This window comes from Selenomonas sp. oral taxon 126 (assembly GCF_001683335.1).
In the GTDB taxonomy this organism is placed as follows: domain Bacteria; phylum Bacillota; class Negativicutes; order Selenomonadales; family Selenomonadaceae; genus Centipeda.
Window position 1 is genome coordinate 370,831 of record NZ_CP016201.1, and the last position, 17,105, is coordinate 387,935.

The following is a 17,105-nucleotide window of genomic DNA, read 5'->3' on the forward strand; positions in this document are numbered from 1 at the left end:
TCGGTCTGCGTCAGGGGCCCACGTCTCCGGCTCTTTGAGCGCGGGCGGCGTGAGATGTGCGATGATACGCCAGATCGTACTGCGGATAAAGCCCTCGTTCAGCGCATGTGCTTCGCAGGTTGCGGCAAATGCGGCCTTGTCCTGCGTGAGAACTTCCGTGATGAGCTGTTCCTTCTCTCCCTTGCGCATGGATTTCAGCGCGGCGAGATACTCGCGTGCCGATTCCTGCATGAGTGGCGGAACATCCGCCTCCGCGATGTTGGTGAACACTGCCTCCTGCATAAGGTAGACCGCACGCACCATGCGGCGGTGATAGGTCTCCTGCTGCAGGATGGGCAGCTTCTCCGTCATCGTCTTATGGACGGCGCGTTCGGGCAGCTGGATGGTCTCCGGCGTGCCGATCGCCTCATCAACGAAATGATAGATCCGCTCGCTTTCCTTCAGAAACGGATACTTCTTAAGGAAGCTCTTCATCGGATCAATTTTCTTAGCTTTCATAAAAGGGGTCTCCCCGTCTTTTCAGACGTTACTCTTTCATTGATGTATTCATGCGGTCATGCTCCATGCGGTACACGCCCGCAGGGAAAGTCAGACCCTTTCGACGTTCGCAAGGCAGGCCTTGAACTCCTGCTCCTGCACGTTCGGATCGAGCGCGTCGATGGTGAGGTAGTTTGTCGAGGGTCCCTTCGAGAGTCCCTTGAAGCCCCAGTTGTAGGGCATCCAGATCATATGTGTCTCTTTCCCGTTGACCATCAGGGGCTGTGCGCGCTTCGTGACCATTGCCTTGACCTCGATTGCCGAGCGCGTCGTGCTGACGCGGACACGGTCGCCGCCGCGAATGCCGAGCTTGGTCGCAAGCTGCTCTGAGATCTCGACGAACGGCTCCTTGACCAGCTCGTTGAGGTACGGGATGTTGCGCGTGATCGTTCCCGAGCACCAGTGCTCCGTCAGACTCGAGGAGCAGAGGACATACGGATATTCGTCCGGCGTTCCGATCTTCTGCAGTTCCGGAATACGCGGGTAGATGACGCAGGGATTGAACTCGGTCTTCTGCCCCTCGTTCATCATGTTCTTCGTCGGGCTTTCGACCGGCTCATAGAACTCGGGCATGGGACCATCCACGGGTACATAGGAATGATCGCGCGTCTCACCGTTTTCCACATCGCTGTGCTCTGCGGCAAAGAGACGTGCAAAGCCCTCGGCGTTCATGCGGAACGGCTTCTGCCCGCCGGGCGTATTCGGTCCCTGCGTGCGGTCGGCAACGTCGGGAACGTCGTAGCCGTCCCACATCCCCTTCTCCTCATCCCACCAGACGAGCTTCTGTCCGGGGCGCACGGGCTTGCCGTTCTCGTCGCAGGACGCACGGTTGTAAAGCATATGAATGTTGTCGGGCCAGACCCACGCGTAGTTCGGATAGATGCCCATACCGCCGCGATCTTCTTGTCCGCGCCGCTTTGTCATATTGACACCGTCACCGAACACGCCCGTAAAGATCCACATACCAGCCATCGTCGTGCCGTCGTCGCGGATCTCGCGGATGCCGCGCAGGAGGTGTCCGTCGGTCAGGTCGTAGCCGTTGCACTCCTTCATGATGTTCTCGACGTATGCCTCTCCGTTTGCCTCGGGATCACCGTAGTTCCATGTGAGTAGCTTGATCGTGTTGTCCTTCGGATCCGTGGAGTCCTTGTAGAGCGAGACGATGCGCTTCCAGAGCTTGTCGCAGATCCAGTAGTCGGGACGCGAGTCGTTCGTCGGATCAGGCCCCTTCATGCGCCACTGAAGCATGCGCATAGAGTTCGTCATCGAGCCGCAGCGCTCGAGGTAGGACCCCGCCGGCAGGAAGATGACCTCGGTCTTGATGTCCGCCGGATTGTCGCCCGGACGCTCCCAAAATCCCGCCGTTTCGTTGACGAAGACATCCTGTACGATGAGTGTGTCGAGATTTTTAAGCCCCTTGTTGACGATTGTGAGGTTTGCATTCGTCATCTGCGGGTTCTGTCCGCAGACATAGATGCACTTGACAATGCCTGCCATCGCCTTTTCAAACATGATATACATGGAGTCGTTGTGCGTGCCGTTGCGGATCGGCAGCGCATTAAACATGTAATCGTTCGAGGCGTTTGCGGCATCTCCGAACCATGCCTTGAGCAGGTTCTTCAGGAACTTTGCGCGGAACGTACCGTTGTGATGCGTCCACTTCGCAAGCGTATCATCCACATGCGTCGGATAAGAGAGGTATGCGGGATAATACTGGAACATAATGCCGTAGTCCGTCGAGGACTGCACGTTCGGCTGTCCGCGCATTGCGTCAATGCCGCCGCCCGAGACACCGATGTTGCCCATGAGCAGCTGAATGATCGTGAAGCAGCGGATATTCTCCACGCCGATCGTGTGCTGCGTCATACCGAGTGCATACATCATGACGGTCGGCGTGATCGTCGAGAAGAGCTCTGCCGCCTTCTTGATGTCCGCCACAGGCATCCCCGTAATCGCCGAGGCCTTCTCGAACGTGTAGCGCGAGAAGTGCTTCGCGAGGTGATCCATGACCGTGCCCTCAGTCGCCATTGTAAGCGCCTTGATGGGCTTGCCGTTTGCATCCAGCTTGTAGCCCCACGACTCCTTGTTGTAGGTACGCGTCTTCTCGTCGTAGCCTGAGAAGATGCCCGCGTCGAAGTCGTAGTCATCGCGCAGGAGGCAGAAGGCGTTCGTGTTGCGGCGCAGATAGTCAGCATCGTATTTTTTGTTCTGAATAATATAATTGATAAGTGCTCCGAGAAATGCGATATCTGTGCCGGGACGCAGCTGGAAGAAATGGTCTGCAACGCGCGAGGTGCGGGTATAGCGCACGTCGACATGAACGATGATGGCACCGTTGTCCTTTGCCTCCATGACGTTCTTCATCGCCATCGGATGACACTCCGCCATATTGGAGCCTTCGATCCAGATCATCTTCGCGTGCTTGAGGTTGTACCACGAGCCTGTCATTGCGCCGCGCCCGAACGCCGCATTGAGTGCCGGCGGTGTCGTCGCATGGCAGACACGCGTCTGGTTGTCAATGAAGACAACACCGAGTGCACGCGCCATCTTGATCAGCTGGTAGCACTCTTCGTTATTGACCTGCGAGCCGCCGACAAATCCGATGGCATCCGTGCGGTTGCTCATGAATTTGTAGCCGTTCGCCTCGTCCTGACCGACCCAGTTCTCGTCACGTGCCTTCTTCATAGCACGTGCAGAGCGGTCGATGGCCTCCTCCCAGCTGATCTCCTCCCAGTGATCGCTGCCGGGCGCACGATACATCGGGCATTTCGGGCGGAGTTCCGCATTCGGAATGTGCCCGTAGCCGATTCCCTTCGGGCAGAGGCCTCCGCGATTGACGGGGGCATCCGCCGCACCTTCGAGGTTGATCAGCTTGCCGTCCTTGACATAGCCGATCGTGCCGCAGCCGCAGCCGCAGAAGTGGCAGACGGAGGTAAATTCGCGACCGCCCGTCAGCTTGTACTCTTTCGCTGCTGCCTCGACTTTGCCGACGTCGAGTCCCAGACTTGCAAGTGCCAGCCCGACGCCGCTTAGCCCGGTGGCTTTCAAAAAGTCACGTCTGCTAAGGTTCATCGTGATTCTCCTTTCATGTCGGCGGAAATCCGCCGACAGGCTCTCCTAAACCTTAATTAACATATCTATGAAAAACGGGGAGCTCCCCTGTTTTCACCTAAAGTACAATGCGCTCCGGATTCGCGTATACACAGAACGAACCGGGAGCCATGCGCGCGCAGAGGGTGATGCCAAGCCTCTGCGCGATGTTGAGCGAGAGCGTCGTCGGCACGGACTTCGCCGCAACCGCCCCGATGCCCATACGCCCGAGTTTGAGCATCATCTCCGAGGAGCAGCGTCCGCTGAAGATGATGATTTTATCGCTAATCTCCACGCGACTCTTGAGCGCCCAGCCATAGAGCTTGTCAAAGACATTATGACGGCCGACATCCTCGCGGTAGACAAGAATTTTCGCATTTGCTTGATCGAAGAGGACGCCGCTGTGGACGCCGTTCGTGCGATCATGGGTTTTCGAGAGACCTGCGAGCAGCTCGTCCGCCGTCGCAAGAATATCCGCTGCGCGAAAGCGCTCAGTGCGCGGTCGCTCGAAGATCTCCTCGGGGTGCAGCTTCAGAATGCGGCGTGCCGAGAAATAGCGGGGGGTCTTGACGGCCTCCTCTGCCCACGCCTGTGCGTCGGGGGTCGTTCTGACCACAGCGGAGAGATGTTCCGCGTCCACGGTCAGCTCCGTGATGTCATCGTACGTGCGGATGCGCCCCATCTGGGCGAGCATGCCGACGATGAGATCCTCGAAATCCACGGGCGAGCAGAATGCCGTTGTAAAGTTTTCGCCGTTGAGGTCGATGTCGAAGTAGACCTCCTCGGACGTATATTTATGATCCGGGACAAAGGCATTTTCCTCCGATACATAGCGGATCACGGGAACATCCATAAAGTCGCTACGCTGAATTTCCATTGTGCTGCTTTCTTACATCGTCAAAAACATCGCACCGTCTGCGCCGTAGAGCGGGCGTCCCATGAGGAAGAGCGCAAGCCGCACAGCAGTGTCCATATCGTCGAGATCGGCAGTCAGCACATCCGCCGCGCGCGCAGGGTCTTTTACGAAGTGGGCAACAACGCGCTCGTCAATCTCGGGTGTCCCCACACCGCGATCCAACATGAGGGTCGGCAGAACGCCGTGTGATCGGCTCTCGGTGATATATAGATTCACGCTATTAGAGTCTATTTTCGCGATAAGATTCTGAAAATCCTTCCGAGACTTTGTTTTTTGCAGGATAAAATATCCGTGGGGGGAGCTGACCGCGACCGCCTCTGCGCCCGCCGCCGAGAAGCGCGCCGAATCCTTGCCCTCCGTGTCGAGGTCGAAGCCGTGGCTGTCGCTCTTGATAACGGCAACCGCAACGCCGCGCTCCCGCAGCAACGGAATCAGCCGCTCAATAAACGTCGTCTTGCCCGTACCCGAGGCGGGTGCGGCGACGGAGAGGATGGGGCGCCGGCGCTGCTCGTTCGCAAGCCGCCCGAGCGCAAGCCGATAGGCGGCGGGCGTGTTCACGTTGAAGAAGAGTCCCGCGTCCACCGTCAGTGCCAATTCCTGCACGGCTAACTCTCGTAGGATGATGCCGAGCTTGCGGTCACCGCGTGCGATTGCTGCTGCAAATACGGCGCCCGCATCCCGTCGGTAGAGTGCCGCAAGCGGCTGCCAATACCCACTGAGTGTTGGTAGAACAACCTGCGTATCGCCCTCTGCCGCCGAAAGGAGTGCACGCACGAGTTCAAAGTCATAAAAGGGCATATCGCCCGAGAGGACGAGCGACCACTCCGTCTCTGCCGCCGCAAGGCCTGCTGCAATCGCCGCTGCAGGTCCCTGTGCGGGCTGCTCATCCGTGACGAGGGTTGCGCCGAACTCCTCCGCGAGTGCGCTGAGATCGCTGCGCACCCCCTCTGCGGCAAGCACGATGGCGCGGAATCCTGCCGCGCGGCTCTTACGCAGGGTACGCGCGAGCAGCGGTTCCCCGTCCATGGGCAGGAATCGCTTATCCCGTCCCATGCGCGAGCTCTTGCCGCCCGCCGCAACGATGAGGGTCAGATCGGAGATGTTCATCGCGCGCACTCGCCTGTGTCGCCGCGCAGGATCTCAATGCCGTGCTGCAGCTGCGGGAGGATGAAGCTCAGGCACTCGCGCACCGCCTTCTCACTGCCCGGCAGATTGACAATCAGCGAGCGTTTCCGAATGCCCGCCGCCGCACGCGTCAGCATAGCGCGCGGCGTCACCTGCATGGAGAGGGCACGCATTGCCTCGGGAATGCCCGGCGTCTCACGCTCGATGACTGCACGGGTCGCCTCGGGGGTCACATCGCGCACGGAGAAGCCCGTGCCGCCCGTCGTGACGATCAGCCCCACGCCGCGCTCCGCCCAGAGCGTCATCTCGCGTTTCAGTACCTCCATCTCGTCGGGGACGATGTTGAAACCCGCGACATGGTAGCCCGCCTCCGTCAGCATCTCACGGATAGCCGCACCGCTTTTGTCCTCGCGCTCGCCGCGCGCGCCCTTGTCGCTCGCCGTGATGACGGCGGCATCGAGCGGAATCTTCTCAGTCGTGATCTCCATTTTGTCGCCAACCGTCACCCAGCCGCCGTGCAGAACACGTGCAAAGACGCCCTCGCGCGGCATGATGCAGTCGCCGACCTGATGATAGATCTGGCAGTGGCTATGGCACTCCTTGCCGATCTGCGTGATCTCGAGGAAGACATCCCCGACGCGCAGACGCGTCCCGATGGGCAGTTCCTTGAAGCGGAACCCCTCTGCAACGACGTTCTCACCGAATGCGCCGAAGTCGACATCGGCGCCGCGCGCGCGGAAGTCGTCGATCTCACCGAGACCGAGGAGGCTCACCTGACGATGCCAATCGCCCGCATGGGCGTCGCCGTCAATGCCGTACTCCGTCATGAAGAAAACGCGGTCCATCGCGTGTTTCTGCGTCCCGCGCTTCTCGCTGATGCAGAGCGCTCGGATCTCTCCCATAATCAACCTCCCACCTGATACATTGCGCGCCGATCGCGCGTCTCCGTGTCCATCTCGAAATAATGTTCCTCTGGCTTTTTCCAGACCGCATGTGCGATTGCATCCGCCAGCTGTACATCCGTCGCTCCACCGCGCAGGAGTGCACGCGTATCCAGTCCCGCACTGCTGTAGAGGCAGAGTTTCAAAAAGCCCTCTGCCGTCAAGCGCACGCGGTTGCACGTATCGCAGAATTTATGATCCATCGCGTCGATGAAGCCGAGCGCGCCCGCAAACCCCGCAGGCCGCACATAGGCAGCAGGTCCCGTCGGAACTGCGCCCCCACGATAAACCTCGCCCACGGGCAGCAGTGCACCGAATGCATCTTTCAGCCGCGCGCGCACCTCGTCCATCGGCACGCCGCGATAGCCCTCCGTGCGTGCACAGCCGATCGGCATGAGCTCGATAAAGCGCATCTTGATCGGGTAATCGCGCGCAATCGCCGCAAGCGCCGTGATCTCATCGTCGTTCACGCCCGCAATCGGCACACAGTTCATCTTGACATCAAGGCGCGTTTCGCGCGTCAGCCGGTCAAGCGTCTCCATGACTGCGCCGAAGAGCGGGCGCCGCGTGATGGAGAAGAACTTGCCGCCGTCGAGGGTGTCGAGGCTGAGGTTCACGGCGTCAAGCCCTGCATCCACGAGCTCATCGAGCATCGCGCCGAGCAGAACACCGTTCGTTGTGATGGCAACTGTCTCAATCCCGTGCGTCGCCTTCAGCCCGCGCACGAGATGCACAATGTCGCGGCGCACGAGCGGCTCGCCGCCCGTCAGGCGCACCTTGCGTATGCCCATCGCGGCAAGCGCCTGCACATCGCGCAGGATCTCCTCATAGGAGAGGACATCCGCGTGCCGCAGCTTCTTCACCCCATGTGCGGGCATACAGTAGCGGCAGCGGAGATTGCAGCAGTCCGTCACCGAAATGCGCAGATATTCAATTTTCCGCTGAAACTGATCCTGCATAATTGCCTTCTTCTATCTATAATCCTCTATCAAAATATGTTTGCGTAACTAAGGAAGCACTGATAAATTCAGCACCGGCATCTTGGCGCATCTTTTTCGCCCTCTCTGTGTCGACAAATCCTCCACATAGCTCTTGCTATGCGTCCGGTTTGTCTCCTTGACAGGACAAAAAAATCTGTGCCAATCTGACGGACTTCATTTTATCAGCGATTCCCTAAGCTTTCGCGTGGGAAGTCATCAGAGAATCACAACCTCTACCTCTGTCCCTGCCGCCAGCGGCTTCGTTCCCGCCGGCACATCCACGAACGCGTCGCAGCCCGCCGCCGAAAAGAGTGAGCCGGACTCGTGCTGATCGGGCAGCGAGACGCGTCCGTCCGCCTCCATGCGCGCACGCAGGAAACGCCGTCCGGGGCAGTCCTTCGGGAATGCATCGGCGAGCACGGCGCGCCGCCGCACAGGCAGCACATCCGTCTGTCCCGCAAGCCGCAACAGTGCGGGCTTTGCCATCAGCTCGAACGTCGCAAACGCCGCAAACGGATTCCCCGAGAGTGCGATGCCGAGCATCTTCCCCCGCGTATAGGCAATCGCCGGTGCCCCCGGTTTCATGCAGACGCGCCAGAAGAGACGCTCTGCGCCAAGCGCAGGCACAACACCGTGCATGATGTCCTTCTTGCCCACGGACACACCGCCCGAGGTCAGGAACACATCCACCACATCCGCATAAGAGGCGATGACCTCTGCCGCTTTGTCAATATCATCGGGCACAGACCCGAGTACCGTGACCTCCGCGCCGAGCTCCTTCAACCGTCCCGCGAGGAGATAGAGATTACTGTTGTAGATCTTGCCGGGGCGCAGCGGCTCGCCGGGCTGCAGGAGTTCATCCCCCGTGCTTGCCACGGCAACGCGCACGCGCCGATAGACCTGAACCGTGCCATAGCCCTCACTCGCAAGGACGCCGATCTGCGCCGCGCGGATCATCTGTCCCTGTCGCAGCAGCACGGTTCCCTTCTTGATATCCTCGCCCGCATAGCAGTAGTTCTCATACGGCTCGGACGTAAACGGAACGCAGATCGTGTCCCCGTCCTCGCGCACATCCTCCTGCCGCACCACACAGTCGCAACCCTTCGGAATCGCACCGCCCGTCATGATGCGGACGCATTCACCTGCACCGACCGTGCCCGTGAAGAACTCGCCCGCGCATTCCTCACCGACAAGACGCAGCGTAACGGGATGCTCCGCCGAGGCATCGCGCGTGCTCGCCGCTGCAAATGTATAGCCGTCGAGCGGCGAGCGGTCAAACGGCGGGTTGTCAAAGCCCGCACGCACCTCCTCTGCCGCGACACGCCCCAGTGCGTCGATCAGGGGAATGCGCTCCGTCTCAGCGACCCGCGCCGTATGCGCAAGCAGTACCTCTATTGCCTGCTCGAGTTCGATGTCCTGCATATTCCCCTCCTGCAATTTTCATGCGTATATCTTTCGAGTGCACTGATAAATTTGGCAAATCCTTTATACAAAATATCTATCGTCTATGTCTGTGTCAAATGTCACAGATTCATCACGTATGTTGTAAAATTCGCCGCCCCGCCACTTATTTTCCAAACGGACACACGGGATAGTGGCACACCTTGCACTCCATGCAGAGTCCGCCAATCCCGAGATGGCGAATCTCGCGCCGCGTCCACTCGCTGCCCGCAACGACGCGCGGCAGAATGATGTCGAAGATCGTCGCGGGCGCGTACATGACGCAGCCCGGCAGCCCCATGATCGGCACCTGGCGCCCGTCTTTTTCATAGTACGCAAGCATGAACATCGCGCCCGGCAGCACAGGCGCACCGTACGTCACGACACGCGCCCCCGTCGCCTTGATCGCGGCGGGCGTGCGGTCATCGGGGTCGACGCTCATGCCGCCCGTGCAGAGCACCATATCCATGCCGAGGTCAAGCAGCTCCTCAATCGCCGCGCGCGTGTGCTCCGTCCCGTCGTCCGAAAGGCGGTGCTCATCCACCCGCAGCCCAAATGCCCGCAGCTTGCTGTCGATGACCGGCGTAAACGTGTCCTTGATCCGCCCGTGAAAGACCTCCGAGCCCGTTGTCACAACGCCGACCTTCATCGCGCGGTAGGGCAGCACGCGCAGCAGCGGCTCCGTTCCCGCCGTCTCCCGCACCTTTTCCATAATATCCTTTGCGATGACGAGCGGAATCACACGCATCCCCGCGAGCTTTGTGCCCGCTTTTACGGGGAAATGCTGCGCAATCGTCGCAATCATCACATCGTCGATCTCATTCACCGCATCGAGTGCGTCTTCATTGACCTCGAACACGCCCGCGACCGTCGATGTCAGCTCGATCTTGCCTTCCTTCGGCTCACTCGCCGTCATGTACGCACTCTGGCAGAGGTCACGCAGAATCGCCGCCGCATCGTTCTCGTGCAGCATATTCTCGTCGTCCTCCCAGACGTAGATATGCTCCTTGCCAATCCTGAGCAGTACGGGCACATCCTCCGCGCGAATCACATCGCCCTTGCGAAACCGCGCACCCTTGCGCTCCCCACGCACAATCTCCGTAATATCGTGGCAGAGTATCATCCCTACCGCATCCTGAACGCGAACCTCCTGCATCGTTCTCTCCCAGCTTCGTCGGTATGCGCATTTCGACAAACGCGCTGTATACAATACACAATATTGATCAATCCGAATGGTTTCAGACAAAACTAATCTCTTCCTAAAAACCATTCTCATTTATACATTCTTCTTATTGATTATAGCACATAAAATAAATTTTCTCTATGATTTTTCGTAAATGAGAAATGTTTTTGCCCCCTTTGTCCCCCTTTTTTCACGAAAGAAGAATGCGGGGAAACGATTGATTTTCAATGCAAGTTACGCTATGATTAAATCATTCGGATGGAAAGGAGGAAAGAAGATGCCGAATATGGGACTGACGCATTTCGACGAGGGCGGTGCAGCCGTCATGGTGGACGTGAGCGGCAAGGACAAGACGCATCGCGAGGCGATTGCAAGCGGACGCATCTACGTGAGCGAGCAGGTTTTTAACGCCATCGCGGGCGGTACGGCGGCAAAGGGCGATGTGCTTGGCGTTGCACGCATTGCAGGCATCATGGCGGCAAAGCGGACATCGGATATGATACCGCTCTGTCACCTGCTGCCGCTCGCCAAATGCACGCTCGACTTTGCGCTCGAAGAAATTCCACGACACGCCGTACATGCGACCGCGACCGTCAAAGTCACGGGCGAGACAGGCGTCGAGATGGAGGCACTGCACGCTGTGAGTACGGCGCTGCTCACGATCTACGATATGTGCAAGGCAATCGACAAGCGCATGGAGATCGGCGATATCCGCCTTGAGCGCAAGTCCGGCGGGAAGAGCGGCACATTTGTCCGCTAAGGATGGGGGATTTCCCTCAACCAACTCCGAGCAAGGATCGTCTAAGGGGAAACCTACGACACCTTGCCTGACGGATTTCGTCACAGGGTATGTGTGGAAACGCGCATACCTATCTATTTTGTAAAGGAGCAAAACAATGAAAATCAAACAGATGTTGACGGCAGCTGTGGCTGCAATGGCACTGCTCACCGGGGGCTGCATCGGCGGCGGCGACAGTGCGAACAAGATGGACACGCCGAAGGAAGGCCCGGTCGAGCTGCAGGTCTCTGCAGCGGCGAGCCTCACGGACGCGATGAAGGAACTCGGCGCGATGTACGAGAAGGAGCACGGGAATACGAAGCTCGTCTTCAACTTCGGCAGCAGCGGCGCCCTCCAGCAGGCGATCGAGAACGGCGGCGCCGCCGATGTCTTCGTCTCAGCTGCGCAGAAGCAGATGAATGCGCTCGACGAGAAGAAGCTCCTCGCGGACGGCACGCGCGTCGACCTCCTTATCAACGACGTGGTTCTGATTACGGCGAAGGACAGCACGCTGAACCTCCCCGACTTCAAGGCGGTGCTTGATCCCGCAGTCGCACACATCGCGCTCGGTGAGCCGAAGGGTGTGCCCGTCGGACAGTACAGCGAGGAGGTCTTCACGAAGCTCGGCATCCTCGACGAGGTGAAGGCACGCGCCGTCTACGGTTCCGATGTCCGTCAGGTGCTCGCATGGGTCGAGTCCGGCGATGCGGACTGCGGCGTTGTCTACGCGACCGATGCCGCGATCTCAGACAAGGTGAAGGTCACTGCCGTCGCCCCTGCCGATACGCATAAGCCCATCGTCTACCCCGCCGCCGTCCTCAAAGACGCGAAGAACATGAAGGAGGCAAAGGATTTCCTCGCCTTCCTTCAGACCGACGCAGCAAAGAAGGTCTTTGAGAAATACGGCTTCAAAGTGAAATAATGACGGACGAAACGCTATCCCCGCTCATCATCTCACTTGAGGTCGCGGGTCTTGCAACGGTGATCACCTTCTTTGTCGGCATTGCGCTCGCATACGGTGTCCTGCAAATCCGCAGCCGCCTCGCGGGCACGATTGCCGATGCCGTGATTACCCTGCCGCTCGTCCTGCCGCCGACCGTCGTCGGATTCTTCCTCCTGCTCTTTCTCGGAAAGCGCAGTACCATCGGGAGTTTCCTCCTGTCAATCGACCTGCCGCTCGTCTTTACCTGGCGTGCGGCGGTCATCGCGGCGGTCATCGTGAGCCTCCCGCTCATGTACCGCACGGCGCGCGGCGCGTTTGAGGCAATCGACCGCAATATGATTCATGCGGCGCAGACCCTCAGCGTGAGCAACTGGCGCATCTTCTGGCGCATCATCCTGCCGAATGCACGCCACGGCATCCTCGCGGGGCTTGTTCTCTCGTTCGCCCGTGCGCTCGGCGAGTTCGGCGCGACCATCATGTTTGCGGGCAATATCCCCGGGCGCACGCAGACCATGTCCACCGCCATCTACGCGGCAGTGCAGGCGAATGACTACGACCTCGCGTTTCGCTGGGCGATCATCATCTCCCTGTTCTCGCTCTTCTTCATCGGTGCGATGAATCTGTACCTCAAACGGGAGGTGCGCTGATGGAACTGATCGTCAATATCGAAAAGCGTCTGCGCGACTTCACGCTCGCGGCGCAGTTCACGCTGCGGGACACGACCCTCGCGCTCCTCGGTGCATCGGGCAGCGGCAAGAGCATGACGCTCAAATGCATCGCAGGACTTGAGCGCCCCGACCGAGGGCAGATTGTACTCAACGGGCGCACGCTCTTTGACAGCAAGAAGGGCATCAACCTCCCGCCGCAGGCGCGCAGCGTCGGCTACCTTTTTCAGAACTACGCCCTCTTTCCGAACATGACTGTGCGCGAGAACATCATCTTTGCCTTGGACGGTTCAAAGGAGGAAAAGGAGCGCATCTTTGCGGAGAACGTCGCGCGCTTCTCGCTCGAGGGACTGGAAAACGCCTATCCCGCAAATCTCTCGGGCGGGCAGCAGCAGCGCGTCGCCTTTGCGCGCATCCTTGCGCGCGGCGCGGACATCCTGCTGCTCGACGAACCTCTCTCCGCACTCGACACCCATCTGAAATGGCAGATCGAAATTGCCCTGCGCGAGATCCTCGCCATGCAGAACATCGCGGCGATCCTCGTCACCCACGACCGCGACGAGGCATTCCGCATCGCACGCGAGATCGCGACCGTCGATCGCGGGCAGCTCACGCCGCCGATGGACAAACACGAACTCTTTCGGAATCCGGGCACGCGTGCCGCGACCACGCTCACGGGCTGCAAGAACATCTCCGCCGCCCGCCGCCTCGATGCAGACCATGTAGAGGCGACCGACTGGGGCATCACGCTCCGCGTTGCAGACAGCGAGACGGACGTGCAGCACATCGCCATCCGCGCTCACTATCTGACGCTCGCGGAGGAGGGCGCGGAAAGCGCGCTCCCCGCCCGCGTTGCAGAGGTCATCGAGAGCACCTTCACCTACATTGTCATGCTCCGCTTCGCCGAGGAAGGACTTCCCATCCGCTGGGAAATTGCCAAAGCGACGTGGCTGCCGCTCGATGCGGGACTCGGCGACACACTCTACTTCCGCTTTCCCGTCGAGGAGCTGATGCTGCTTCGGGACTGACGAACATAAAAAGCGCCCCCATGTGCAAAAGTGCGAGGGAGCGCTTTTCATATGCAATCAACTGTGCAGTATATCGCTGTATTTTTTTTGCTCGGATACAGGAATTTGAAGAATTTCCATCGCCTGTACGTCAGAGAGATTCATATTCTTCATGAGGCTTTTGATGTTTTGCAGGGATGTCTGCTCAATGCCTTGCTGAATACCTTGCTGAATACCTTCTGCAATGCCTTGCTGAATACCTTGCTCAATGCCTTGCTGAATACCTTCTGCAATGCCCTGCTTCAGCCCTTCTCTCCGCCATGCTCGCATACCGCTGATATAGTCACGCATGGCCTTTTCGCGCTGCTCGTACTGCCAACGCTCGACTTCATCCTGCATAAAGACATATTCCGCATCCATCGCCTCGCGGATTGCCGTCTCGCTCATCGCCAACGCCTCCGTTTCCTCGTCATTCAGCTTCGTTGAAAAATATGCAATCCACCGCTCAAGACGCTTCAGTTCTTTGACCGACTTCACTTTAAAATTTGGAATCTCAATAAAGTGGATTTCAAGATCCTCGGTCAGACGATGCCCGCTCTGAAGGTCATAAAGCCCGTACATTGTATGCGTCTGCTTCTGCGGCAACATCGAGAAATTAAGCAGATTGATCGTAATCGCGCGGTTGAGTTCCTCGTATGCATCGCCCCTGTGAAGTGACTGATACATCTTCGCCCAGTAGTACAGTGTCCGCTTTTCCATATTCTGTAAATTCACAAGCTGAACTTCGATGTTGATACGGCTACCGTCGTTTGCAATACCAAAGAGATCCAACCGCGAGAGTTTATCGTCCTCAAAGACCGGATCAAGCTCGCGATCAACAAAGTTAATATCGCAGAGCTCATCCTCCCCATCGAGATCCAGAACCGCATTGAGAAAATTCAGCGTAATGCGTTTGCGCTCCTCCCGACCAAAGATAAACTTGAACAAATAATCGTTCAGCGGATTGCAGTCACATCGTTTCATCATCATCCCTCCTTTATTCCTATTATATGATAGTCCGTCAAAAAAAGGAAGTGTTCACTGCGGCAAGAACGTCAGTACCCCCGCCGCCATCGTATAGGAGACATCGGCGTAGTCCCGTGCCTCCTGCTCGTGCGTCACGAGGAGGACGGCAGTGCCCGCGTCCGCTGTCTCACGCAGGAGGGAGAGGACGAGGCGCGTATTCTCATCGTCGAGGTCGCCCGTCGGCTCATCTGCGAGGAGCACCTGCGGCTGCATGACGAGGGCACGAGCAATCGTCACGCGGCGCAGCTCCCCGCCTGAGAGCTCTGCCGGTGTGACCGCACCAAGTTTTCGGATATCGAGGCGCTCCATCAGCTCATCCGCACGCGCCAGCACCCTTTCCTCCGCACCCGCAAGGAGCGCGGGCAGAAGGATGTTCTCGCGCACCGTGAGGCTCGCAAGCGACATCAGCTGCTGCGGGACAATGCCGATCTGCACGCCCCGCAGCTGCGCACGCGTGTCCTCATCGAGCGCATAGAGATCCGTCCCTCCCAGCAGCACACGCCCCGTCACAGGCGGAAGCAGTCCCCCAAGGATGTGGAGGAGCGTACTCTTGCCGCTGCCCGAGCGCCCCGTTACCGCCGTGAGCGTCCCCGCTGCGAGCGTAAGATCTGTCTCCGCAACCGCCATGAAGTAGCCGTCCTTTGCGCTGTACCGCAGAAAGTCACGGCTGATCTTCTCCGCACGAAGTTCCATCATCTCTCCTCCCCCAGCAGCTCACTCATCGGCGCGCCGCTCACGCGCCCCGCCGTCCAAGCAGCCGCAAGAGCCCCCGACAGAACCGCCGCGCAAAACGTCTCTGCGGCGAGCATGGCGAGCGTGCCGCCGTCAGGCAGGAGGTAGGGACGCATGAGCCCCGCCTTCATCAGCCCCGCAAACGGGAGAATGACAAGCATGCCGACGGCAATGCCCGCCACGCCGCCCGCCACCGAAGTGAGCGCTGCCTCCATGAGCATCATCCGCACCAAAAAGGCGCGCGTTGCGCCCGCAATCCGCAGCACGAGGAACTCGCGCCGCCGCTCGCGCGCAGACAGATGAAACGCAAAGCCGAGAACCAGAACGGCGAGCAGCCAGATGACGCCGACAAGCACGCCGATCGTCTCCAAAATGCCGCCAAGTCCCTCCTCCACATGATGCACCATCCCATGTGCAGGACGCGCCGCAAGTGCGGGGTACATCTCATTGATCGCCGCTGCCACGCCCTCGGGCGTGAACCCCTCCGACGTCCGAATCATCACAGCGGAGATCGCCGCGTCCGGCGGAATGTCCTTAAAATAGTCAAAGTCGAGTGCCGCCGCATTCGCCATCATTGCGCGCATCGTCTCCATATTCGTGTAGACGGCGGTATCCATCCCCGTCCCCGTCGGACTCAGCCGCCCGACGACACGGCAGGGCATATTGTAAAATGTCAGCATCGCGTCCGCAGGAACGGAGATCCCACTGCCCACGAGAATATCGCCGTAGCCCATCTGCGCAGCCCCCGCCTCCTGCATCCACGGACGGATGGTAAAATCCGTCGCGGGGTCGAATCCGATAATCTGCACAGCCACCGAGCAGCAGCCCGCATGCGCAGACGCGAGGAAAAATTGCGGTGCAGCCTGCGCGACGCCGCGCATCCCGCGCAGCTCGTCAAGATAGCGCGCCTCCATATAGAAATGTGCAGGTACCCCCTGTACAAGCACCCCCTCAAGTGCTCCCGTCTGCGCCGCCTCCTGCGGCAACACCACCACATCCGCGCCGAGTCGCTGCTGAAAACGCACGAGACCTCCCTGCAGTCCGAGCAGCAGTTCCGAGCCGCCAAAGATCACGAGGGCGAGAATCGCCGTAATCACAGCGAGCGTCACCGAGCGTGTCCCATTCTGACGGCAGTTCCGTATGGCAAGGAAACGCGAGAACCTCATTCCGCTTCCCCCCTTCCCTGCACATAGATATCTGCAGCGGCGAGCAGCACGTTCAGCAGCGAGATCACCGTCACTGCCGGCTCCATCACCGTATGGCAGTGCATCGTCTCCATCATGCAGAGATCAATGAGATGATCCGGCAGGACGAACGCCAGCACGGAGAGCGGGATCATCGCAAGTGCAAGCCCCATCTTCACCTGAGCCCGCGGTATCACGAGATGCAGTGCGGCAATTGCGACGAGCACCGCCGCAATCCCTGTGAGCGCCTGCCCCGCCCAGTGGCAGGTCATCCACGAGCCGTCAGGCCGCGCCTCGCACGGCAGGAAGACGGTCTGCATTCCGACAAAGAACAGGAGATTCAGCGCGAGGAGGAGCACATCCATCACGCCGAACCGCCGTTTTTTTGCAGCCATAGCAACAACTCCTTTGAGATTTATCGTCCCATTATCGTAGCAAAATTAAGAATGTTTTTCAATAAAAATATTTTAGGAATCACTGATAAAATAGACCCTCAGATTGGCGTAGATTTTTTCGTCC

At 59.0% G+C, this 17,105-nt stretch carries 15 protein-coding genes, 1 pseudogene and 1 riboswitch; of the genes and pseudogenes, 4 read left to right on the forward strand and 12 right to left on the reverse strand.

Features of this window, described 5'->3' with window-relative positions:
* The 8 genes and pseudogenes from AXF19_RS14905 to AXF19_RS01620 all read right to left on the reverse strand — a co-directional run.
* A pseudogene (locus AXF19_RS14905) lies at nucleotides 1–498 on the reverse strand (formate dehydrogenase accessory protein FdhE); the annotation flags it as partial.
* Between the two features lie 90 nt (nucleotides 499–588).
* Nucleotides 589–3,609 (reverse strand): formate dehydrogenase-N subunit alpha, encoded by a 3,021-nt coding sequence (fdnG, locus tag AXF19_RS01590; protein WP_066844141.1) that lies wholly within the window; start codon nucleotides 3,607–3,609, stop codon nucleotides 589–591.
* 97 nt (nucleotides 3,610–3,706) lie between these two features.
* The gene (locus tag AXF19_RS01595) at nucleotides 3,707–4,504 is read right to left on the reverse strand and encodes a formate dehydrogenase accessory sulfurtransferase FdhD (RefSeq protein ID WP_066844144.1); all 798 of its coding nucleotides are present in this window, start codon (nucleotides 4,502–4,504) and stop codon (nucleotides 3,707–3,709) included.
* Nucleotides 4,505–4,516: 12 nt separating this feature from the next.
* Nucleotides 4,517–5,650 (reverse strand): molybdopterin-guanine dinucleotide biosynthesis protein B, encoded by a 1,134-nt coding sequence (gene mobB, locus AXF19_RS01600; protein ID WP_066844146.1) that lies wholly within the window; start codon nucleotides 5,648–5,650, stop codon nucleotides 4,517–4,519.
* Nucleotides 5,647–6,570 (reverse strand): MOSC domain-containing protein, encoded by a 924-nt coding sequence (locus AXF19_RS01605; protein WP_066844148.1) that lies wholly within the window; start codon nucleotides 6,568–6,570, stop codon nucleotides 5,647–5,649. Before AXF19_RS01605 ends, mobB begins: the two co-directional genes overlap by 4 nt.
* 2 nt (nucleotides 6,571–6,572) lie before the next feature.
* On the reverse strand, nucleotides 6,573–7,568 hold the full coding sequence (moaA, locus tag AXF19_RS01610; protein ID WP_066844150.1) for a GTP 3',8-cyclase MoaA: 996 nt from the start codon (nucleotides 7,566–7,568) through the stop codon (nucleotides 6,573–6,575).
* 237 nt (nucleotides 7,569–7,805) lie between these two features.
* Nucleotides 7,806–9,011 (reverse strand): molybdopterin molybdotransferase MoeA, encoded by a 1,206-nt coding sequence (locus tag AXF19_RS01615; RefSeq protein WP_066844152.1) that lies wholly within the window; start codon nucleotides 9,009–9,011, stop codon nucleotides 7,806–7,808.
* A gap of 145 nt (nucleotides 9,012–9,156) precedes the next feature.
* Nucleotides 9,157–10,185, reverse strand: coding sequence for a molybdopterin-binding protein (locus tag AXF19_RS01620; RefSeq protein WP_066844155.1), 1,029 nt, complete (start codon nucleotides 10,183–10,185; stop codon nucleotides 9,157–9,159).
* A 304-nt stretch (nucleotides 10,186–10,489) separates the two neighbouring features.
* Between AXF19_RS01620 and moaC the strand changes: the two genes are divergently transcribed.
* The 4 genes from moaC to AXF19_RS01640 all read left to right on the forward strand — a co-directional run bounded on the left by moaC (nucleotide 10,490) and on the right by AXF19_RS01640 (nucleotide 13,626).
* Nucleotides 10,490–10,972 carry a cyclic pyranopterin monophosphate synthase MoaC gene (gene moaC, locus AXF19_RS01625; protein WP_066844158.1) on the forward strand — a complete coding sequence of 161 codons (483 nt, stop codon included), beginning with the start codon at nucleotides 10,490–10,492 and terminating at the stop codon, nucleotides 10,970–10,972.
* A gap of 12 nt (nucleotides 10,973–10,984) precedes the next feature.
* Nucleotides 10,985–11,117, forward strand: a riboswitch (molybdenum cofactor riboswitch).
* On the forward strand, nucleotides 11,109–11,912 hold the full coding sequence (gene modA / locus AXF19_RS01630; protein WP_066844162.1) for a molybdate ABC transporter substrate-binding protein: 804 nt from the start codon (nucleotides 11,109–11,111) through the stop codon (nucleotides 11,910–11,912). (Overlaps the previous riboswitch by 9 nt.)
* On the forward strand, nucleotides 11,912–12,580 hold the full coding sequence (modB, locus tag AXF19_RS01635) for a molybdate ABC transporter permease subunit (protein WP_066844169.1): 669 nt from the start codon (nucleotides 11,912–11,914) through the stop codon (nucleotides 12,578–12,580). Before modA ends, modB begins: the two co-directional genes overlap by 1 nt.
* A complete protein-coding gene (locus tag AXF19_RS01640; RefSeq protein WP_066844172.1) occupies nucleotides 12,580–13,626 on the forward strand; it encodes a sulfate/molybdate ABC transporter ATP-binding protein in 1,047 nt (348 codons plus the stop codon). Before modB ends, AXF19_RS01640 begins: the two co-directional genes overlap by 1 nt.
* A gap of 57 nt (nucleotides 13,627–13,683) precedes the next feature.
* Here the strand turns inward: AXF19_RS01640 and AXF19_RS01645 are convergent, their stop codons facing one another.
* From AXF19_RS01645 to AXF19_RS01660, 4 genes are read right to left on the reverse strand one after another with little or no spacing between them, the layout of a single operon-like run.
* Nucleotides 13,684–14,631, reverse strand: coding sequence for an Rpn family recombination-promoting nuclease/putative transposase (locus AXF19_RS01645; RefSeq protein WP_237141653.1), 948 nt, complete (start codon nucleotides 14,629–14,631; stop codon nucleotides 13,684–13,686).
* A gap of 51 nt (nucleotides 14,632–14,682) precedes the next feature.
* Nucleotides 14,683–15,366, reverse strand: a complete 684-nt coding sequence (locus AXF19_RS01650; protein WP_172837345.1) for an ABC transporter ATP-binding protein — start codon at nucleotides 15,364–15,366, stop codon at nucleotides 14,683–14,685.
* Nucleotides 15,363–16,568, reverse strand: coding sequence for an ABC transporter permease (locus AXF19_RS01655; protein ID WP_066844182.1), 1,206 nt, complete (start codon nucleotides 16,566–16,568; stop codon nucleotides 15,363–15,365). Before AXF19_RS01655 ends, AXF19_RS01650 begins: the two co-directional genes overlap by 4 nt.
* Nucleotides 16,565–16,981 (reverse strand): DUF4418 family protein, encoded by a 417-nt coding sequence (locus tag AXF19_RS01660; protein ID WP_066844185.1) that lies wholly within the window; start codon nucleotides 16,979–16,981, stop codon nucleotides 16,565–16,567. Before AXF19_RS01660 ends, AXF19_RS01655 begins: the two co-directional genes overlap by 4 nt.
* Nucleotides 16,982–17,105: the final 124 nt, after the last annotated feature.